The sequence below is a fragment of the Solirubrobacter pauli genome (genome assembly GCF_003633755.1).
In the GTDB taxonomy this organism is placed as follows: domain Bacteria; phylum Actinomycetota; class Thermoleophilia; order Solirubrobacterales; family Solirubrobacteraceae; genus Solirubrobacter; species Solirubrobacter pauli.
Genome location: NZ_RBIL01000001.1, coordinates 2,406,982 through 2,427,000, shown reverse-complemented (window position 1 = coordinate 2,427,000; position 20,019 = coordinate 2,406,982). Strand labels below are relative to the sequence as shown.

Below are 20,019 nucleotides of genomic sequence, written 5' to 3'. Positions count from 1 at the left end.
CGGTCGACTCGGTTGGCGGCTTGGACTGAGGCGTGTTGTCGATCGGGAAGCTCGCTGTCGGTCAGGCCGACTACTACCTGGAGCAGGCGCAGGGGAGTGTGACGCGGGCCGGCGCCGTCGCGTCGGGCGTGGAGGACTACTACCTGCACGTGGGCGAAGCTGCCGGGACCTGGGTCGGGGACGGGACGCGGGCGCTCGGGCTCGGCGGCGTTGTCGATGCACTGCGGCTCGATCGGGTGCTCAGCGGGTGCGTCCCCGCGAGCGGAGATCCGCTCGGGCGGGTTGTGCCGCGGCGGGTGCCCGGGTTCGATCTGACGTTCTCGGCTCCGAAGAGCGTGAGCGTGTTGTTCGGGATCGGGGACGACGCTATGCGCGGCGTCATACGAGGCGCGCACGATCAGGCGGTGCGCGAGGCGCTCGCGTATGTCGAGCGGGAGGCTGGTGTCACGCGGCGCGGCGCCGGCGGAACGGTCCCGATCGCCGGGCGCGGTCTGATCTGGGCGGCGTTCCGGCACCGCACGTCGCGGGCCGGTGATCCGCAGCTGCACACGCACGTCCTCGTCGCGAACCTGGTGCTCGGAGCCGACGGACGGTGGGGGACGCTCGACGGACGGCGGATCTACGCGCACGCGAAGACCGCTGGGTATCTGTACGAGCACCGGCTGCGGGCGCTGTTGACGCGCGAGCTCGGGTTCGAGTGGGAACCGGTGCGGAACGGAATCGCTGACGTCGCCGGTGTCGCTCCCGAGGTGCGGCGGGCGTTCAGTCGGCGGCGGGCGGAGATCGAAGCCGAGATGGCTCGACGCGGGACGACGACCCCTGGCGCGGCTCAGGTCGCGGCGCTTGCGACTCGGCGGGCGAAGGACTACCGGGTTGCTCCCGAGGCGCTCGTTCCGGAGTGGCGTGCGCGGGCTGCCGCGCTCGGGCTCGATATGCCTGCGATACGCGAGGTCGTCGGCCAAGCCAGGACGCGCGGAGTCGAGGGCGGCGAGGTCGACGAGCTATTTGCTCGCCTCGGCGGACACGACGGGCTGACGAAGGAGCGGTCGACCTTCAGGCGTCGGGAGGTGCTGCAGGCGATCGCCGAAGGTCTGCCGGGCGGCGTCGACGTCGGGCTCGGGGAGTTGGAGCGGCTTGCCGATCGGTTCCTCCGGTCAGAGCGCGTGGTCGTGCTCGCTGATGGCGATCGTCGCAGCGAGGTCATCGGGGTCGAGGGGCAGCTCGTGACCGGGCTGGCGACCGAACGGCGGTACTCCACGTCCGAACTGCTGGAGCGCGAGCGGCGGGTGCTCGACTACGCCGACAGGACGAGAGGCCAGAGGTGCGGGGTCGGTCGCGAGAACGCCGTGGAGCGGGCGTTGCGGCGGCGGCCGACGATCGCCGGCGAGCAAGCGGAGATGGTGCGGCGCCTGGCGCTCGATGGCGACGGTGTCGCCGTGGTGATCGGGCAGGCTGGGACCGGGAAGACGTTCGCGCTCGCCACGGCGCGTGAGGCGTGGGAGGGCAGCGGGTTCCGCGTGGTCGGGGCTGCGCTTGCTCGGCGGGCGGCCATCGAGCTCGAGGACGGTGCCGGGATCGAGAGCGAGAGCATCGCCGGGCTGCTGGAAGAGCTACGGAAGCGGCCATCACGCGTGCTGCAGCGGCGATCGGTGCTGGTGATCGATGAGGCCGGAATGGTTCCGACGCGCGCGCTGGCCGAGCTTGTGGACCACGTCGAGCGGGCCGGCGCGAAGCTGGTCCTGGTCGGCGACGACCGGCAGCTGCCCGAGATCGGGGCGGGCGGAACGTTCGGGGCCCTGGCGCGGCGACTGCCGGCCATCGGGCTGCGCGAGAATCGACGGCAGAGCGCGCTGTGGGAGCGGGAGGCGCTCTCGCTATTGCGGGACGGCGATGCCGACGGCGCGGTCCGTCGGTACTCGGAGCGAGGGCGGATCGTCTCCGGGCAGGACGACGACGCGGTGCGGACGCGCCTCGTCGAAGACTGGTGGAAGACCGGCGATCCCGACGACGCCGTTATGATCGCCCACCGACGGCGAGACGTGGCCGACCTGAACGGTCGCGCGCACGCCCTGATGCGCGCCGCTGGGGTCCTAGGAGTGGAAGGCGATGCCGGCATCGCTGTGGGCGACCGCGTCGTGATGCGACGCAATGAGCTGCGGCTCGGGGTCGTGAACGGCGAGCGCGGGACCGTCGTCGGCGCCGAGGGCGGTGGACTCGACGTGGAGATTCGCGGACAGCGTGTGCGGCTCGATCCTGAGTACGTCGAGGACTCGGTGTCGCTCGGGTACGCGATCACCGGGCACGCGGCGCAGGGGATGACCTGCGGGCAGACGTTCGTGCTCGCCACGGACGGGCTGTCGAAGGAGTGGGCGTACGTCGCGCTGAGCCGCGGACGGGAGTCGAACCGTTTGTACGTGACTCGGGAGGCGCGGGAGAGCGCGGAGTTCATGCCCAACGTCGACGGGACGTGGCGGCCGGCCGACGCCTTGCGTGACGGGCTGACGCGATCAGCGGCGCACGAGGTCGCCACCGCGCAACGATGGCGCGGGCATGTCATCGAGCGTTGATGAGCGGCAACGCGCCAGCACGCGAAATAGGGCTAAAGGTTCTCGGGCGACCTGCCGACATATGGATTAGACCGCCCGCCGAGGCGGTTTTCGTGTTCTTGGAGCTCGAAGGCCTCGGCGACCAGGCGCGCTTCGTCGGGGCGCTCGACGTAGTGGAGGTACTTCATCGTCGTCGCGACGTCGGCGTGGCCCATCCACTCCTGCACTCTCCTGATGTCGGCCTTGGCGATCATCCGCGTGCCGAACGTGTGGCGCAGGTCGTGGAACCGGAGCGGCCGCAGGTCCGCGCGCTTGAGCGCCGCGCGGTAGCGGCGGGCCAGTGCCGAAGCGTCGAGGTACCCACCGACGACGTCCGGGAAGACGAGAGCGTCCTCGCTCGTCCAGAACTCCCGCTGGCCGAGCCGGGCGAGCGCTTCGGCGGCGGCCGGCGCCAACGGCACCGAACGGACCTTGCCGCTCTTGGGCGTTGTGAGTCGCCCTCCTGCGTAGGAGCCGGAGACGCGGATGCGCTGGGCCGGGAAGTCGACGTCGCGCCAGCGAAGGGCCACGAGCTCGCCACGGCGGAGGCCCGTGAAGGCCGCGGTCAGGTAGATCGCAGCGTCCTGCTCGGAGTCCGCGTTCCGAACCAGCGCGAGCACCTCCTCGGGCGAGAACACCTCGATGGCCGTCGAGCGACGATGCCGCGGCTTCTCGACGTCGGCCATCGGGTTGACGGGCAGCCGATGGAGCCGACGGGCCCGGGCCATGATTCCGTTCAGGACCGTGAGCAGTTTGACCTTGGTGCGGTTGCTCATTCGCAGCGTGCCCTTCCACGCCTCGATGCGGTCGGCCGTCACGTCCTCGATCCGCAGCGAGCCGAACGCGGGGAGCAGGTGCGCCCGGATCACCGAGCGGTAGTCACCTAACGTCGAAGGCTTGAGGTCCAGATCGTGCTCGACGTATCGCAGGTACTCGCTGCAGGCGTCAGCGAAGGTCACGCCCGTACGGACCATCCCGGGCAGCACTCCGGCGCGCGCCTGCTCGATGACCTCACGAAGCCAGGCTTCAGCGCCGCGCTTCGTGTAGAAGCCGGCCCGCGGTCTCCCCCGCTCCGTCCATACCGGCCCGATCGTCTTGTGAACTTGGCGCCCGTCGGGCAACCGGTACTTCGCTCGCCACACCGGACCGCGGGCTCCTTCGTGGCGATAGACGTGTCCGGAGATCGGCTGCGCCATGTCCTCCATAGGGCGCTCCGCGAAAAGCTCGGTCCCCCACGTTGAGAATCGAACCCTTCGGTCAGGTCAGCACGCCGTTCCGCCTGGGACGCTGGCTTGCGAATGACTGCGACTGCTGGTCGTAACGATCCCTGTCCGTGCGGCAGCGGCAAGAAGTACAAGCGCTGCTGCATCGATCGCCGCACGGGCGATTCGAACCGGGTTCTCCTTCCACCGCCCCGAGGCGAGCTGCAGCTGTTGGTCGAGACGCCCGGCGGCGTGATGGTCCGTACTGTGCCCAGTGCTTCGCCCTTGGCCGATGGCGTGCGGACCGGGCCGGCTGCGGAGGCCGCGACTCAGGACGCGGCGGCGGTGTGGGGGCTCCCTGACTTCGTGTACCTCCCGGAAAGCGCGGCTGTCGGCTCGGGAACCCGCGAACTCGGCGACGGGCTGTTGATCGTCGGAGACCTGGGCGTGGTCGTGCAGGTGAAGAGCCGGGAGAACCCCGGCTCAGACCCCGAGAGAGAGCGCAGCTGGCTCAAGAAGAAGGCCAGCGATGCGATCAAGCAGGGGAACGGAACCGTCCGATTCCTCAAAGCGCAGCCCCGTCTTCTTACGAACCTCCGCGGTCGCTCCGTCGAGATCGACGGGAACGCACATCGTTGGCTCGTTGTCGTCGTTCTCGATCACGATGCGCCACCCGGCGAAACCGTGCCGTCGCTCGAAGAGGCCAAGCATCCGACCGTAGTCCTGCTCCGACGGGACTGGGAGTTTCTGTTCGAGCAGCTGAAGTCAACGCACGCCGTTGTGGAGTACTTCGAGCGCGTGGCCGGCGAAGCGGTCGGGCTCGGTGATGAGCCGCTGCGCTACTACGACCTGGCCCAAGAAGACGCTGCGACGCCGCCATCACCGTTCCCCGAGGAGATGATGGTCGCGGGTGTGGAGGTCGTGTCGACCCCTCTCCTGCCGCTCGCTCCGGTTGCAGCCAGCGATCGCAAGGCGCACTCACTCGTTCGCATGATCTTCGAAGACATCGCCACGACGCGGCTCACGCAGGCGACCGAGGTCGACCGGCTTCTCGTTCTCGCGCAGCTCGACCGACTTCCTGTGGGTCAGCGGGCATCCCTCGGCGAGTTCCTCTTGGATGCGATGTCCGCAGTCGCCGTACAGGCGGACGAGGAGGCCATCGCTTGGCGGATGAGGAGCGTTCGTGGGCTAGATCGTCGCACCCATCTTGGCTACGGCGTGTGTTCCCGCCCGCATGACGAGAAGATCCAGCACATGTTCGGTCTGTGGGCGCAACTGCGCCACTACGACGTCCTGCAGGCCGGCGCGGCATGCGACGAACTCCGGACTGTCGCGGTCGTGCTGACTCCGCCCCGCCGGGGGCGACGACAGTGGGACACAACGATGGTTTCCGTCTTCGGAGAGGTGGGCTTCGAAGACGAAACCCTGGCAACGCTTCGATCGGCGTTCCCCAGTGCCTTGGAATGACCGGAACGACTGAGAAGCAGCCGTAGTTCGGGACACGATTGGGACACAGTCCGCGGACCGACGCGACCGCTTAAACGACGAAACCGCGCTTTCGCGCGGTTTCGTGAGTGCCCCCGGAAGGAATCGAACCTTCAACCTTCGGATTAAGAGTCCGCTGCTCTGCCAATTGAGCTACAAGGGCGGGCTGGCCGCCAATGATAGCGGCGAGGCTTGGGCGCTACTTCTTGGGCGTGGGCGTCGGAGTGAGCGCTTCCTGGATCTGCTGGCCGAGCGAGGAGGTCTTCGCCTGGTCGAGCTGCTCCTTGAGCTGCTTCTTCTCGTCGGCGCCCTCGGTGAGCTCGACGGCCTTGGCGGCCGCGAGGTCGCCCTTGCGGGTCTGGCCGGCCTGGTACGAGAGGATGGCCAGGTTGGAGAAGGTGTTCGCGGCCGGCTCGATCTCGGTGAGCATCTCCTGGGCCGTGACGGCCTTGGCGGGCTGCTCGACCGCGATGTAGGCCTGCGTCATGTTGCGGACGAGGCGCTCATCGGGCTTGGGCGGGTTGAGCGCGACGTACTTGTCGAAGGCGGCGCCGGCGGCGGTGAGCTGGCGGCGGCCCTCGGCGGAGTAGTTGCTGGTCGCCTGGTCGATGTTGTCGCCGAGCTGGGCGAGGCGGTAGCGGGCCTGGGCGAGCTCGGCCCAGGCGGCCGGGTCGCTGGCGTTGGCCTTGGTCTTCGCGTCGGCCGCGCGGACCTGGGTGGAGACACGTTCGACCGCGTCCTTGCTGCCGTCGGTCGTGGAGCCCTGGTCTCGGAGCAGGTCGCCGATGCTGCCGGACAGGCCGCTGGAGCCGATGCCGAACCCGACGAAGCCCACGAACATGAGCAGCGCGAGGCCGAGGTAGACAACTTTGACGGTGCGGCGGCGAGCGCCGGTTCTCAGGTCGAACAGCATGGCGTGTTGCGGACTAGTCCCGATCGATGGTGAGGTGCTCTGGCTCAGAGTCCTCAAGATCTTCGAGGTCCTCCGGGGCGGCACGACCCGCGCGCCGGTCTAGCAGCCAGGAGAACAGAATAGAGGCCTCAAATAAAACGTACATAGGGGCCATCATCAGCCCCATCGTGATCGGGTCCTGTCCGGGGAGGAGCATCGCCGCCACGGCGATGGCCAGGATCGCGTAGCGCCGGTTGTGCGCGAGCTGGCTGGTGGAGACGATCCCGACCCGCGTGACGGCCACGATCGCAACGGGGATCTGGAAAAGCAGCCCCATCGCGATCAGGAGCATGAGCACGAACTTGTAGTACGGCTGTGCCTGGATCAGCACGTCGAACTGGTCCGTGTTGAAGTTCTGGAGGAACTCGATCGCCCTCGGCACGACCGTGAAGTAGCCGAAGACGACTCCCCCAATGAACAGGAACGGCACTGCCAACATGGCGGGGAGCGCCACCTGCTTCTCGCGGGGGGAGAACGCGGGCAGGACGAACGCGTACACCTGGTAGAGGATCAGTGGCAGCGAGATCAGCAGGCCGGCGTAGGCGGCGACCTTGAGCGTCTGCATGAACGGCTCGGACACGCCCAGGGTGACCGGCTTGCGGGCGGTGACCTCCGGCGCGAGCTTCGCGACCCGCTCGTTCTCCTCGGCGGCGTCGATCAGCGCGGTCTTGGCGCCGGTGTCGTCCTCGCGCGCCGCGAGCGCGCGGAAGACCGCAGCGTTGCTGGCCAGGACCTTGGAGATCTCCTGGTCGAAGCCGGCGCCCTGCTGGATCGGGTCGCGGTTGCCCTGGTCGACCGTCGACGTCAACGGGTCGTTGAGCACGTCGAGGACGGTCTGGTTGAAGACGAAGCAGACCACCGTCGCGGCGATGAAGGCCACGAGGCAGACGACGATCCGGACGCGGAGCTCCGTGAGGTGCTCGACGAGGCTCAGGCGATCGTCGTGCGCGACGGATCGCAGCGCACTAGCCATGGAGGACCGACACCGCGCAGTTAAGGACGGATGATCGGGGTGGGGCGGAGGGGATGTACGCCTTCGCTATCGGGGCGTGTGCTCGCGCGCCGGCTCATCGGCCAGCGGCGCCTTCTCGCCCTCCGGGCGACCGAGCGCGCTCTCGACCTTCGCGCGGTCGTCGCGGTAGTCCTCGTCATCGTCGTCGCGGTCGTTCTTGCCGCTCCCGGTGATCGAGTCCTTGAACTCGCGCATGCCGGTGCCGAGCTGACGGCCGAGACCGGGCAGACGCTTCGGCCCGAAGATCAGGAGCACGATCACGAACACGATCGCGAGCTCCAGGGGTCCGATGTTAGGCATCGTGCTTCTCTCCGCAGGTCGCTTCGGGATGGACTGGCGTCCCTTGGTCAAAGGCTAGCGGCATCAGGCGTCGCGGTTCGGTCAAGTTCGTGAACACGACGCCGATCACCGTGGGAGCAAGTCGGTTCTGCCCACACACCCTTCTGAAGCGACCAGACCCATGAGCCAGCCCACGAACTCCAACGGCCAGTACGTCCGACGCGTCACGCTGCCTTCGGGGCGGCAGATCGAGGTCGTCTACTTCGAGCCGCTCGCCGCCGAGGCCCCCGCCCCGGCCGCCGGGCCCGCTCCGCAGCCGCCGGTGGACCTCAGCGTCTGCCCCGAGTGCGATCGCGATCTGGTGTACCCGGTGGACTGGGAGGAGGCCTCCCCGACGCACTGGGAGGTCGAGCTCCGCTGCCCGAACTGCGAGTGGAACGAGATCGGCACGTACGACCAGGCCACCGTCGACCGCTTCGACGAGCACCTGGACGTCGGCACCGACGCGCTCGTCAAGGACCTCCGTCGCCTCGTGCAGGCGAACATGGAGGCCGAGGCCGACCGCTTCGGAGCCGCGCTCGAGGCCGGCGCGATCCTGCCCGAAGACTTCTAGCGGTAGCGGTCGACGACGCCGTCGGCCACGAGCTCGAGCGCCGCCTGCTGCGACGCCTCGGGCAGCGCCGCCAACTCCGCCTTCGCCTCGGCGACCATCGCCAGCGCGCTCCGGCGCGCCTCTTCCAAGGCTCCGGTGGCCGCGATCGCGTCGCACACGCTCTCGGCCTGCTCCGGCGTGCGCACGGCCCGCAGGTCCAGCTTCGCGAGCTCCGGATCCCGCTCGCGCGCGAGGATCAGCGGCAGCGTCACGGTGCCGTCGAGCAGATCGGTGCCACGGTGCTTGCCCGTCCGCTCCGCCGGCCCGCTGACGTCGAGCACGTCGTCCAGGAGCTGGAACGCGATGCCGATCCGCTCGCCGAACTCCCCCAGCAGCGGCGCGTTGCCGCCGCCCGCCAGGGCGCCGAGCTCGCACGCCGCGCGGAACAGCCGGGCGGTCTTGAGGTCACACCGGCGCAGGTAGCGCTCACGCGTGGTCTGCAGCTGCCAGGCGTCCTCGCGCTGCAGCAGCTCACCCTGGACCAGAGCGGAGGAGGCGTCCGACAACACGCGGACGGCCTGCGCGGACCCGCCGCCCGCCAGCTCGGCGAACGCGCGCGAGAACAGCAGGTCGCCCGTGGCGGTCGCGATCGACCGGCCCGCGGACGCGACGACGGTCGGGCGGCCGCGGCGCAGGACCGCGGCGTCGAGCACGTCGTCGTGGACGAGCGTCGCGCTGTGCACGAGCTCCACGGCCACGGCGGCCCGCAGCGCCGCGTCGTGACCGGACGCGGACGGACCGGCGGCGACGAACACGAGCAGCGGGCGCAGGCGCTTGCCGCCGGCTTCGATCGTCGCGCAGGCGTGCTCGCCGAGCGTGGCGCCGTGGGACTTGGCGACGACCCGCAGCCGCGCCTCCAGCGCGTCCATCAGCCCAGGGACGTGCGCGCCCCCGGCTTCCACCACCGCGGCGACCGCCTCAGCGGAAGCCACTAACCAACCGTTCCGTGATGGATGGCGATGATCCCGCCGGCCGTGAGGATCCAGCCGACGTCCTTGCACCCCGCGGCCACGAGCTCGCCCGCGAGCGCCTCCGGGCCCGGGAAGCGCTTCACGGACGCCGGGAGGTACGTGTAGGCGTCATCGAAGCGACCCATCAGCGGCACGATGCGATCGAACCACAGCGAGAAGAAGGTTGACAAGGGCGGCTTCTGCGGCGTCGTGATCTCCAGGATCACGACGCGCCCGCCCGGCTTGACGACGCGGACCATCTCCCGCAGTCCCTGCGGCAGGTCGCTGAAGTTGCGGGCGCCGAAGCCGACGGTCGCGGCGTCGAACGTGTCGTCGGCGTACTGGAGCGCGGTCGCGTCGGCCTGCTCCCAGGTGAGCCCCGGCGCCTTCACGCGCGCACGGTCGAGCATCCCCTCGGAGAAGTCCGAGCCGACCACGTCGCCGCCGCGGGAGGCGATCTCGATCGCGAGGTCGCCCGTGCCAGCGGCCACGTCCAGCGCGCGCGTTCCGGGGCCGACGCGCGCGAGGTCAACCGCGCGCGACCGCCAACGGTGGTGCAGCCCCGCCGTCATGACGGTGTTCATGACGTCGTAGACCCCGGCGATGCGATCGAACATCGCCCGCACGGAGTCTGCGGGGAGCGTGCCGGGCCCGGCGGCCATATGCCGCCGCTACCCCGCCTCTGCGTCTTCGCGCTTCTGGGTGCCCTTCGTCGGCTCGTCGCCCTTGAGCGAGGCGAGGAAGTCGACCATCGCCGCCTTCTTCTCCTCGGGCAGGCCCGCGAAGGACGGCATCGGCGCCGTGGGGTTGTCCAGCGTGCGCCGGATCGCGCCCTTGTCGAGCACCGCGCCGATCGTCGTCAGGTGCGGACCGAGGTCGCCGCCGTTCTCGCCGATCTTGTGACAGGCGAGGCAGCCGGACTGGGCCACGACGACCTTGCCCTTCTCGTACTCGGGCGCGACCTCCATCTCGATCGAGTTCGGCGAACCGGCCGCCGCACCGAGGTAGGTCAGGTAGCCCATCGAGAAGATCACCAGGATGCCCGCGATCGTCGCGATCGGCCGGCGCTCCGGACGACGCTCCGGCCCGCGGTCGATGAACGGCAGCAGGAAGAGCAGGATCATGCAGACCGTCGGCACGCCGATGGTCGCGAACGGCACGAGCTCCGGCGGCTTGATCACGCGCAGCAGCTCGAAGAGGAAGAAGAAGTACCACTCCGGACGCGGCACGTACGTCGTCGTCGTCGGGTCGGCCTTCGGCCCCAGCTCAGCGCCGAGGACGATCGACATCGTGATGATCACGACCATCACGAAGACCATCATCACCGCGTCCTTGGCGACGGCGTACGGGAAGAACGGCTTCCCCTTCGCCTTCAGGAGCGCGTATTCGCGGAGGTATTCCTCCTTCTCACGCTGATTCATGTCAGACCTGCTCCTCGCGGAGCTTCTCGTCGACGTCCGCGCGGATCCACGGTGGTGCCGTGGTCCCGAGGCGGGCGACGAGGTAGAGGTGCGCACCGATCAGCGCCGCGATCAACCCGGGCACGAGCATCATGTGGATGGCGTAGAACCTCGACAAGGTCGTGGCGCCGAAGTCACCACCGCCTCGGAGGAAGTCCGACAGGAACGGACCCACGAAGGGACCCGTGCCGTTGATGTTCGCGGCCACGATCGTCGCCCAGTAGGAGCGCTGGTCGAACGGCAGCAGGTAGCCCGTCAGCGACATCACGAACGTGAGGATCACGAGCACGACGCCGATGATCCACTGCAGCTCGCGTGGGTACTTGTACGCGCCGAAGAAGAACGTCCTCGCCATGTGCAAGAAGATCAGGATCACCATGACCGTCGAGCCCCACTTGTGCATGCCGCGCACGAACTCGCCGAGGAAGACGTCGTTGGTGATGTGGCGCGCGGACTCGTAGGCCTGCGTCGCCGAAGGCGTGTAGTACATCGCCAGGAAGACGCCCGTGATGGCCTGGGAGACGAAGGCGAACATCGTCGCCGAGCCCAGCGTGTAGAACCAGTTGGTGCCCTTCGGGACCTTCCGGAACATCATCCAGCGCAGGCCACCCGACAGCGACGCGCGCTCGTCCACGAAGTCGGCGGCGGTGATGCCGCCCTCGCGCAGCTGCTCGAGCTTCGTGAGCTTGGGCGCGGCGCCGGGACGATCCGGCTTCTCCTGGAAGCGCTTCGGGAGCGGTGGCTTGGGAAGGGTCAGCTTCATGGGTTCTTCGGCGTCGAGAAACGCCCCGGGTAGAGGTACTGGCCGATGCCGTCCAGCGGCTGACCCGGGTCGCGGTAGCTCGGGAAGCGCCTGAACTCCGAGTTGACCGAGTAGCGCGGACCGACCTCGACCTGGCCGTTGCGCAGGCGGGTGTAGAAGCGATCGAGCGGGCGGACCGGCGGGCCGCCGACGACCTCGCCGTTGAAGCCGTACACACCGCCGTGGCACGGGCAGATGAAGCGCTCGGCGGCCGCCGTCCAGCGGATCGGGCAGCCGAGGTGCATGCAACGGCTGGAGAGCACGATCACCGGGGCGTCGGTCTCCGGCGGCGCCGGCATGCCCTCCTGGGCGTCGAACTCCGGGTTGAAGCGCCGGACGTAGACCGTGGCCTTGCCGACTTCGCCGATGCCCTGCGTGAGCGTCACGACCCGCGGCAGGTAGTTGTCGTCCGGGAAGTCCTCGGGCTTGCCGACTGGCGTCCACAGCACCGGCGCGCGGTCGAAGAGGGCCGAGCCGGCGGCGAAGCCGAGGGCGGGCAGGAGCACCGCCGCGGTGGCGATTCCACCCGCGGCGTGCGTGGTCAGCGTCATGAAGCGGCGCCGCGTGACCGTCTCGCCTTCAAAGGCGCCGGGGATATTGCGGTCGGCCGTGTACTTCGACTTCGGCTCTTTGCGACTCTCAGGCAAGGGGCTGGAACGATATCGCTCGATGGGTTAAGGACGGTTGGACGGGAGCTTCAGGCGCCCCGCCACTGGCGTTTCGTGGCTTCGTGGTCAGGTGACGGACCTCCTGCAACCGCGGCTGCGCCAGCGGTCCAGACGGCCTCGGCACGGGCCGGGTCGCCTTCGGCGTGCGCCTGCGCGCAGAGCGCGATGACGTCGGCCAGCTCGGCCACGGCTTCGAGGTCTCCGGTCGCCGCGAGGCGCTCGAGGCCGAGCGCGTACAGGCGATCACCGGCGAGCAGCGCGAGGTCGGCGTCGTCCGGCTGGACGACGCGGCCCGCGCCGTAGTGCTGCAGGTAGCCCTCGCGGATCGCCTCGACGAGCAGCGGGTAGCTGTCGCCCTTGGCCGCCACGACGTCGCCGTGCGGTGTCGCCGCGTCCGACTCGACGACGGTCTCGGCGAGGATCCCGCCTTCGTCGCGCAGCTCCGCGGCCAGCCGGTGGAGGGCGGTCATAGGACCTCGGCGAACGCCGCCGCGGCCGCCTCGACGGTGCGGGCGATGTGGTCGGCGGTGTGGGCGGTGGAGGGGAACCACGCCTCGAACTGCGAGGCCGGCGGGTAGACGCCGCGCGCCAGCAGCGCGCGGCACCAGGCCCCGTAGGTCTCGAGGTCGCAGGCGGCGGCGCTCGCGTAGTCCGTGGGCGGCTCCGCCGCGAAGAAGACGGTCACGAGGCCCGTGGTCGAGGTCACCGAGATCGGATGGTCGCCCGCGGCCTCGCGCAGGCCGTCGGCGAGCGCGCGGGTGGTCGTGCTCAGCGACATGTAGGCCTGCTCGTCGAGCAGCGCGAGCGTGGCGCGACCCGCGGCGACCGCGAGCGGGTTCCCACTCAGCGTGCCGGCCTGGTAGACGTCGCCGGCCGGAGCGATCCGCTCCATCAGCGCGGCGGGACCACCGAACGCCGCGGCCGGGAGGCCACCGCCGATGATCTTGCCCATCACGGTCAGGTCCGGCAGGACGCCCGTGAGCTCCTGCGCGCCGCCCGGGGCGACCCGGAAGCCGGTGATGACCTCGTCGAAGACGAGCAGGGACTCGTAGCCCGTGCAGAGGTCGCGCAGCAGCTCCAGGAACCCGGGCGCGGGCGGGATCAGGCCCATGTTGGCCGGATAGGGCTCGACCAGCACCGCCGCCAGCTCGTGCTCGGCGAACGCGACCTTGACCGCCTCCTCGTCGTTCCAGGGCACCACGACGGTCGCCGCGGCCGCGCCCGCGGGCACGCCGGGCGAGGAGGGGATGCCCTGGGTGGCCAGGCCGGAGCCGGCGGCCGCCAGGAGGCCGTCCACATGCCCGTGGTAGGCGCCGGCGAACTTGAGCACCTTCTCGCGGCCGGTGGCGGCGCGGGCGAGACGGATCGCGCTCATCGAGGCCTCGGTGCCCGACGACGTCATGCGCAGCATGTCGACGGCCGGCATGCGCGCGCTGACGGCCTCCGCGAGCTCGACCTCACCCGCGGTCGGAGCGCCGTAGGACGTGCCGTTGGCGGCGGCGGTGATGACCGCCTCGAGGATCTCGGGGTGCGCGTGGCCGTGGATGAGCGGGCCCCAGGAGCACACGTAGTCGACGTAGACGTTGCCGTCGACGTCGGTGAGCTCGGCGCCGGAGGCGCGCTCGACGAAGATCGGGTCGCGTCCGATCGCACGCATCGCCCGCACCGGCGAGTTGACCCCGCCGGGAAGGACGTGCAACGCCCGCCGATAGAGCTCGGACGAGCGCGTGTCGGACAAAGACGAGGCGCTTATGACCCGTTCTCCTGTTCCCAGCGCTTGAAGGCGTCCGTGAAATACAGCATCCGGACCTTCTTAAACTCGGTGCTCGAGTAGAGCGTCGCGCGCTCGGTGATCCCGGTGTCCTCGGCGATCTTGTCGAGGATCGCGTCGCACTCCTCCTTCGAGCGGCCGTGGGCCATCGTGAAGACGGAGTAGGGCCAGTCGGCGTAGGTCGGGCGCTGGTAGCAGTGCGAGATGCCGCGGAACGCCGCCATCTGCCGGCCCGTGTCGAGGATCTCGCCCTCGGGGACCGCCCACACGCCCATCCCGTTGGCGCTGAAGCCGGCGCGGCGGTGGTAGAGGATCGCTGCGACGCGGCGCAGCCCGCCGCGCTCCTGCAGCGACTCGAGGCGCGCGAGCACGTGCTCGACCGGCAGGCCGAGCTTCTCGGCGGCCGGCGCGAAGGCGTCGCTGCGCACTTCCATCGGACCCTGGCTGGCCTTGATGACCGCGATGTCGAGCTCGTTGAGCTCGATCGGGTCCAGCTCCAGCGGCTCGACCGCCTCGCCGGCCGTCTTGAGCGCGTCGGTACCGCCCTCCATCTCCAGGTCCATGCGGATCTTGAAGAGCTTGAGCGTCGGCAGCTGGCGGATCGACTCGGCGCCGGTCTTGGCCGCCATCACGTCGAGCGTGCCCTGCAGGCCGAGCGTGGAGTCGGGCTCGACGGCGAGCGTGAACCACAGGTTGAACTCGTGGTTGCGCAGGTAGTTGTGCGTGACGCCGGGGTGCGAGTTGATGAACTGCGCCGCGCGGTGCGGGTGCTCCGCGTCGACCTTCGCCGCGACCAGCATCGACTCGTAGCCGAGCGCCCGGGTGTCGAAGATCGGCGTGATCTCCCGGATGATCCGCTTGTCGAGCAGGTACTGGACGCGCTCGAGGACCTCCGCCTCCGGGATGCCCGCCTTCTCGGCCACGCCCGCGAACGGGTCGGGCCGGAGCGCGAACGAGCCCTGCATGAGGTTGAGGAGCTTCTTGTCGGTCTCGTCCAGCGGCACGGCCGAGCCGTCCTTGCGGGACCGGACCTTGGACCGAGCTACTGGGTTAGCCACTTCGCGACGTCCTTCGCGTGGTAGGTGATCACGATGTCCGCACCGGCGCGCCGGATCCCGGTGAGCGCCTCCAGGACCGCCGCCTTCTCGTCGAGCAGGCCCTGCGCGGCGGCCGCCTTGAGCATCGCGTACTCGCCGCTCACGTTGTACGCGGCGACGGGCATGTTCGTCTCATCCTTGACCCGCCGGATGATGTCCAGGTACGGCAACGCGGGCTTGACCATCACGATGTCGGCGCCTTCCTCGACGTCGAGCTTGGCCTCACGCACCGCTTCTAGCGCGTTGGCCGGATCCATCTGGTAGCCCTTGCGGTCGCCCGACTGCGGCGTGGAGTCCGCCGCGACGCGGAACGGGCCGTAGAACGCCGAGGCGAACTTGGCGCTGTAGGCGATGATCGGCGTCTCGGACAGGCCGTGCCCGTCGAGCGCGGCGCGCAGGGCGCCGACCCGTCCGTCCATCATGTCGCTCGGAGCGACGGCATCGGCGCCGGCCTCCGCCTGCGCCACGGCGGTCCGGGCCAGCAGGTCCAGCGTCAGGTCGTTGTCGACGACGCCGTCCGCGCGCAGCACGCCGCAGTGCCCGTGCGACGTGTATTCGCACAGGCAGAGGTCGGTGATGACCAAGAGGTCCGGATACGCGGACTTAATCGCCCGCGTGGCGAGCTGGATGACGCCTTCCTCGTCCCACGCCCCCGAACCTTCCTCGTCCTTGGAGGCGGGCAAGCCGAACAGCAGCACGGCCGGGATGCCCAGCGACTGGACGATGCCCGCCTCCTCGACGGCACCGTCGATGCTGAGGTGGTCGATGCCCGGCAGCTCCGGGATCGGCGTGCGCTTGGGTCCGTTCGCCACGACGAACATCGGATAGACGAGCTGGGAGACGCGCAGCTCGGTCTCACGCACGAGGTCGCGCAACACGCTCGTCTGCCGCAGGCGGCGGAGCCGGGTGGCGGGAAAGGCCATACGGAACCCCAGGTTATCCCGGGGCTGTAGCCGAAGCTGACACTGCGTGCTCGGAATCACCCAGCTCGGTCCCGCACGCGGGACATTCCGCGGCACCGCGCGGGATCGGCTCACCACATTCGGGACACGGCTCACCGGCCGGCGGCGGGGGCGCCTCGGCGGCCGGCAGGTCCCAACGCTGGAAGCGGATGTGGCGGTGGGTGTAGACCACGGTCTCACGCACGATCGCGGCCAGGGGAAGCGCGATGAAGGCGCCGATGAACCCCGCGATCTCGCCGCCCAGCAGCAGCGCGAAGATCACCAGCAGCGGGTTGAGCTGCAGCGCCGAGCCGAACACGTTGGGCGCGACGACGTGTCCCTCCAGCTGCTGCAGCGCGGTGAAGGCGATGATCAGCCAGACCGCGTCGAGCGGGTCGTCGCTGAGCGCGGCGATCAGCACGGGCGGGAAGCCGCCGATCGCCGGGCCGATGTACGGGATCAGCTCCGCGATCCCGAACCACGCGCCGAACGCGACCGCATAGGTCTTGCCCTCGGGGAAGATCCCGAACGAGCCGAGCACGTAGAGCATCAACCCGGCGCTCGTGCCCATGATCAGGCTGAACAGGAACTGGCCGCGGACGTAGCCGAACAGCGCGCCCTGGACGCGGGTCGGGAAGTCGTCCTCGGGCGTGCCGTCGCCCGGCGGGAACAGCGCACGGGTCATCGAGCCGATCCGCTCGCCGTAGATGAGCATGTAGATCGAGAGGACGATGATCAGGATCAGCGCGATGCTCGCCTCGACGAGCCGCTGGACCGCGTCGCGGGTGAAGCCGACGACCTCGCCGGCGCCGCCGGTGAGCCGCTCGCCGATCGTCTGCAGGGCGGTCTCGCCCTCCTGCTTGATCTCGACCTCGACCCCGCGCCGGTCCAGCCAGTCCTGGAGGTCGGCGAGCGCGCCGTTGGCGTCGTCGACGTAGCCGGGGATCTCGCGCTGAAGCGCGGACACCTGGTCGGACACGGGGTCCGCCAGCAGGAAGCCGACGCCGGTGATGAACGCGACGACGCCCACCATCACGATCGCGACGGACGGCCCGCGCGGGATCCGGGCGCGCTGCACGAGCGCGACGAGCGGGTTCAGCAGCAGCGCGATCAGCCCGGCGATCGTGAACAGCAGCAGGACGTGGCCGGCGGCTTTGAGCAGCATGAAGGCCCCGACGACCGCGAGCGGCAGCAGCACGAGCTGGACCCAGCGCGGCACGAGCACCGGCTCGACCCGCGCGGGCGGGACGGGCGGCGGCGGCTCGGTCGGCTCCGCGCCCTCCGGCGCCTCTTCGCGCGCATCCGCGGCCATGCCGCGACGATAGCTTCTAGGGATCACCTCCATCCTCTTCATCGGCGACGTCGTCGGCCGCGCCGGACGGCGCGTGCTGCGCGAGCTGCTGCCGGGCCTGCGCGAGGAGCTCGCGCCCGACTTCGTGGTCGTCAACGGCGAGAACGCCGCGGGCGGGATCGGCATCACGCCCAAGGAAGCCGACGAGCTGCTCAAGCTCGGCGTGGACGCGATCACGCTCGGCAACCACACCTTCCGCCACCGTGAGATCTGGCCCTACCTGGCCGACGAGCGGCGGATCGTCCGGCCGTACAACTACCTGCCGACCCAGCCCGGCCGCGGGACGACGATCGTCGAAGCGGGCGGGACGACGCTCGGCGTGGTCAACCTGTCAGGGATCGTGCACCTGCAGGCCGGCTCCCCGCCGCTCGTGGCCGTCGACGCCGCGCTGCGCGAGGTGGCGCACTGCGACCAGATCCTCGTCGACATGCACGCGGAGGTCACGAGCGAGAAGGTCGCGCTTGGCTGGTACCTGGACGGCAAGGTGACGGCGGTCGTCGGGACGCACACGCACGTGCCGACCGCGGACTTCCGCGTCCTGCCGGGCGGGACGGCCTACATCACCGACGTCGGCATGACCGGCGCGCGCGGCGGCGTGATCGGCATGAAGAAGGAGCAGTCGATCGCGGTCATGCGCACGCACATGCCGATGCGCTACGAGCCGAGCGAGGTCGACCCGTGGCTGATGGGGGTCTTCGTCGAGAGCGCCGGGCCGCGCAAGGCGGCGGCTATCCGGCAGATACTCCGAAGTGCTGCAGCGCCATCGGCGTGATGTCCCGCAGTGCCCACTGCTCCTTGGAGGCCTTCTCCGGACCGGTGCCGGTCCAGATCAGGACGGCGTTGGAGTCGTTGGCGTGCAGCGAGCCGTGGGAGCCGCCGCCGACGTGGTGCGCGCCGCCCCAGTCGAGGAACTCGTAGCCCGGGCGGGCCGAGGCGAGGACCTCGCCCGTCGTGTGGCAGCGCAGGGCGCTCCAGACGCGGCTCAGCGCGTCCGGATAGGTGGCCGAGCGGATCTGGTCGTCCTCGACCTTGAGGCCGAGCAGGTCCAGGTCCCCTTCGACGCTCCAGCGCTCCCCGCGGGCGTCGCTGAGCTCGCCGCGCGGGGCGAAGCGCAGCTCCTTCACGCCGCGTGAGCGCTCGCCGCGGACGATCGCCTCCCCGTCGGGGTGGTCGCCCATCCGCATCGTCAGGTCCACGCCCTCGAGCGCCAGCAGCGTGCGCTCGATGCGCGGGATCAGCTGGCGGCGCCGGTCGCGGTCGAGCACGTAGACCTGCGCGGCGCGGGAGTTCGGGCAGACGGCGATCTCGTCGTCCTCGCGCGGCCGCTGGGCGGCGCGCAGGCCGAAGCCGTCGAACGCGCGGAACAGGTCGATCTCGCCCTCGACCTTGGACTGCGAGTGGTCGCTGCAGACGATCACCGCGTGGTCCTCGAGGAAGCGGTCCGGACCGCCGGCGGCATCCATCACGCGGGCGATCTGCTTGTCGGCGGCGGCGATCGAGTCGACCTGGGCGAACGGCCCGTACTTGTGCGAGTGCGTGTCGTTGTCGGGCAGCGACAGCAGCAGGAAGTCGAACAGGTCCTGCTGGACCATGAACTCCGACACGCAGCCCGAGTGCTGGTCGCGCACGCCCGGCAGGCCCAGCTGCGAGCGGCAGGACGTCTTGCGGGACGCGAACATGTCCGCGTAGAAGAGCTCCTTCGGGCCCCACGTGGGCAGGCCGAACGCCGTGTGGGCCAGACGCGAGAGCGCGGTGCTCACCGACGGCTCGTGGCGGTGGCGGCCACGGTACATCAGGTACGTCGTCCCGGCCGTGCGGATGTCCGCGTCGTCCAGGTGCTCGAACACGGTCTTCACGTCCCGCGAGAGGTGCTCGAGGTTCATGTTGTAGATCGTGTCCGTCAGCGACTGGCGGATGCCGAAGGCGCGGCTGGCGCCGAAGCTGGTCCCGTACTCGACGTAGCGGTCCTCGCCCCGGTGCCACCAGTTCATGGCGGGGATCTCGTGCTCGCTCGGGCCGGTGCCCGTCGCGATCGACGCGGCGCACACGGGCGTCACCGACGGGAACGCGGCCACGCACTCGTCCGTGTACTGGCCGCGCTCGATCAGCAGCTGCAGCGTCGGCGCGCGGCCCGTCGCGATCGCCCGCTCCAACATCGCGGGCTTCATCGCGTCGATGACCGCGAGGACGAGCTTCTTGGGCATCTAGCGCAGGATCCGCAGGCCCGCGTACTTCTCGCCCTGCCGGCGGCGACCACCGAGCATCAGCCAGGCAAGGCCGGCGACGAGGAGGATCGCGAGCGGCGGGAACAGGATCGAGAGCCCGGCCGTGAGCAGCGCGGCGCCCTCCGCGTAGACGGGCAGCGCGCCTTGGGCCTCCTGGTCGAGGCGCGCTCGCACGCGGCCGAACAGCGAGCGGGCGGCCGCGAAGCCGAGTGCGGCGCCGGCGAGGCCGAGCGGGATGCCGGGCCACCAGTCGGCCGAGACGTCGTCGATCGAGCCCGCGGCCTCCATGGCGCCGAGCGCGAGCGCCAGCACGAGCAGCGCGATCACCATCGGGCTGCGCTCGCTCGCCTCGGCGACGCGGCGACGCTCCACGAACCCGAACAGCGCGACCAAAGCGAGCATCGCGAGCAGGAATCCGGTCGACTCCAGGAAAGAGAAAGCCGTGTCCTCGAAGTCGATCCCGAGGTCGGCAGCGGCGAGTGCTCCTGCGAGCAGCACCGGGAGGAAGGGTCGGATCCCGATCGCCGCAGCGATGCCGAGACCCTGCAAGAGAGCAAAGAGATAGTCCATGGCGCTAGCGTTCAGTC

20 protein-coding genes, 1 tRNA gene and 1 pseudogene are annotated in these 20,019 nt (G+C 69.9%); 5 read left to right on the top strand and 17 right to left on the bottom strand.

The window, feature by feature from the left end:
• Positions 1-32: 32 nt before the first annotated feature.
• Entirely contained in the window at positions 33-2,567 is a 2,535-nt protein-coding gene (gene mobF / locus C8N24_RS11515) for a MobF family relaxase (RefSeq protein WP_121250166.1), read from the top strand.
• A gap of 32 nt (positions 2,568-2,599) precedes the next feature.
• Here mobF and C8N24_RS11510 read toward each other — a convergent pair whose 3' ends face one another.
• Complete coding sequence (locus tag C8N24_RS11510; protein WP_170179024.1) at positions 2,600-3,544, bottom strand: tyrosine-type recombinase/integrase; 945 nt, start codon at positions 3,542-3,544, stop codon at positions 2,600-2,602.
• Positions 3,545-3,883: 339 nt separating this feature from the next.
• On the opposite strand from C8N24_RS11510, the pseudogene C8N24_RS35545 reads away from it, so the two are divergent.
• Positions 3,884-3,952 (top strand): annotated as a pseudogene (locus tag C8N24_RS35545) (SEC-C metal-binding domain-containing protein); the annotation flags it as partial.
• A 66-nt stretch (positions 3,953-4,018) separates the two neighbouring features.
• Positions 4,019-5,254 carry a hypothetical protein gene (locus C8N24_RS33895; protein WP_170178730.1) on the top strand — a complete coding sequence of 412 codons (1,236 nt, stop codon included), beginning with the start codon at positions 4,019-4,021 and terminating at the stop codon, positions 5,252-5,254.
• A gap of 108 nt (positions 5,255-5,362) precedes the next feature.
• On the opposite strand, the gene C8N24_RS11500 is transcribed toward C8N24_RS33895, so the two are convergent.
• From C8N24_RS11500 to C8N24_RS11485, 4 genes are all read right to left on the bottom strand, one after another.
• Positions 5,363-5,435: transfer RNA gene (locus tag C8N24_RS11500), tRNA-Lys, on the bottom strand.
• A 36-nt stretch (positions 5,436-5,471) separates the two neighbouring features.
• On the bottom strand, positions 5,472-6,185 hold the full coding sequence (locus C8N24_RS11495; protein ID WP_121250164.1) for a tetratricopeptide repeat protein: 714 nt from the start codon (positions 6,183-6,185) through the stop codon (positions 5,472-5,474).
• Between the two features lie 13 nt (positions 6,186-6,198).
• The gene (gene tatC, locus C8N24_RS11490; protein WP_121250163.1) at positions 6,199-7,197 is read right to left on the bottom strand and encodes a twin-arginine translocase subunit TatC; all 999 of its coding nucleotides are present in this window, start codon (positions 7,195-7,197) and stop codon (positions 6,199-6,201) included.
• A 66-nt stretch (positions 7,198-7,263) separates the two neighbouring features.
• On the bottom strand, positions 7,264-7,536 hold the full coding sequence (locus C8N24_RS11485) for a Sec-independent protein translocase subunit TatA/TatB (protein WP_121250162.1): 273 nt from the start codon (positions 7,534-7,536) through the stop codon (positions 7,264-7,266).
• A 160-nt stretch (positions 7,537-7,696) separates the two neighbouring features.
• Here C8N24_RS11485 and C8N24_RS11480 point away from each other — a divergent pair, with 160 nt between their 5' ends.
• Positions 7,697-8,128: a hypothetical protein gene (locus C8N24_RS11480; protein ID WP_121250161.1), complete on the top strand. Its 432-nt coding sequence runs from the start codon at positions 7,697-7,699 to the stop codon at positions 8,126-8,128.
• On the opposite strand, the gene C8N24_RS11475 is transcribed toward C8N24_RS11480, so the two are convergent.
• From C8N24_RS11475 to C8N24_RS11430, 10 genes are read right to left on the bottom strand one after another with little or no spacing between them, the layout of a single operon-like run.
• The gene (locus tag C8N24_RS11475) at positions 8,125-9,099 is read right to left on the bottom strand and encodes a polyprenyl synthetase family protein (protein ID WP_121250160.1); all 975 of its coding nucleotides are present in this window, start codon (positions 9,097-9,099) and stop codon (positions 8,125-8,127) included. The genes C8N24_RS11480 and C8N24_RS11475 overlap by 4 nt on opposite strands.
• Positions 9,099-9,779, bottom strand: coding sequence for a class I SAM-dependent methyltransferase (locus C8N24_RS11470; RefSeq protein WP_121250159.1), 681 nt, complete (start codon positions 9,777-9,779; stop codon positions 9,099-9,101). The genes C8N24_RS11475 and C8N24_RS11470 overlap by 1 nt, the downstream gene beginning before the upstream one ends.
• Before the next feature lie 9 nt (positions 9,780-9,788).
• Positions 9,789-10,538: a menaquinol-cytochrome c reductase cytochrome b/c subunit gene (locus C8N24_RS11465; protein WP_121250158.1), complete on the bottom strand. Its 750-nt coding sequence runs from the start codon at positions 10,536-10,538 to the stop codon at positions 9,789-9,791.
• Position 10,539: 1 nt separating this feature from the next.
• On the bottom strand, positions 10,540-11,340 hold the full coding sequence (locus tag C8N24_RS11460; RefSeq protein ID WP_121250157.1) for a cytochrome b: 801 nt from the start codon (positions 11,338-11,340) through the stop codon (positions 10,540-10,542).
• Positions 11,337-12,026, bottom strand: coding sequence for a QcrA and Rieske domain-containing protein (locus C8N24_RS11455; RefSeq protein WP_245971829.1), 690 nt, complete (start codon positions 12,024-12,026; stop codon positions 11,337-11,339). Before C8N24_RS11455 ends, C8N24_RS11460 begins: the two co-directional genes overlap by 4 nt.
• 50 nt (positions 12,027-12,076) lie before the next feature.
• Positions 12,077-12,517, bottom strand: coding sequence for a hypothetical protein (locus C8N24_RS11450; protein WP_121250156.1), 441 nt, complete (start codon positions 12,515-12,517; stop codon positions 12,077-12,079).
• Entirely contained in the window at positions 12,514-13,785 is a 1,272-nt protein-coding gene (hemL, locus tag C8N24_RS11445) for a glutamate-1-semialdehyde 2,1-aminomutase (RefSeq protein ID WP_170179023.1), read from the bottom strand. The genes C8N24_RS11450 and hemL overlap by 4 nt, the downstream gene beginning before the upstream one ends.
• A gap of 11 nt (positions 13,786-13,796) precedes the next feature.
• Complete coding sequence (gene ahbA / locus C8N24_RS11440; protein WP_121250154.1) at positions 13,797-14,876, bottom strand: siroheme decarboxylase subunit alpha; 1,080 nt, start codon at positions 14,874-14,876, stop codon at positions 13,797-13,799.
• Positions 14,861-15,838, bottom strand: coding sequence for a porphobilinogen synthase (hemB, locus tag C8N24_RS11435; RefSeq protein WP_121250153.1), 978 nt, complete (start codon positions 15,836-15,838; stop codon positions 14,861-14,863). Before hemB ends, ahbA begins: the two co-directional genes overlap by 16 nt.
• Before the next feature lie 13 nt (positions 15,839-15,851).
• Complete coding sequence (locus tag C8N24_RS11430; protein ID WP_170179022.1) at positions 15,852-17,168, bottom strand: AI-2E family transporter; 1,317 nt, start codon at positions 17,166-17,168, stop codon at positions 15,852-15,854.
• Positions 17,169-17,190: 22 nt separating this feature from the next.
• Between C8N24_RS11430 and C8N24_RS11425 the strand changes: the two genes are divergently transcribed.
• Entirely contained in the window at positions 17,191-17,979 is a 789-nt protein-coding gene (locus C8N24_RS11425; RefSeq protein ID WP_121250151.1) for a TIGR00282 family metallophosphoesterase, read from the top strand.
• Here C8N24_RS11425 and C8N24_RS11420 read toward each other — a convergent pair.
• Both C8N24_RS11420 and C8N24_RS11415 read right to left on the bottom strand, forming a co-directional pair.
• Entirely contained in the window at positions 17,936-19,411 is a 1,476-nt protein-coding gene (locus C8N24_RS11420) for an alkaline phosphatase family protein (protein ID WP_121250150.1), read from the bottom strand. The genes C8N24_RS11425 and C8N24_RS11420 overlap by 44 nt on opposite strands.
• A complete protein-coding gene (locus C8N24_RS11415) occupies positions 19,412-20,002 on the bottom strand; it encodes a hypothetical protein (RefSeq protein ID WP_147447747.1) in 591 nt (196 codons plus the stop codon).
• Positions 20,003-20,019 lie beyond the last annotated feature (17 nt).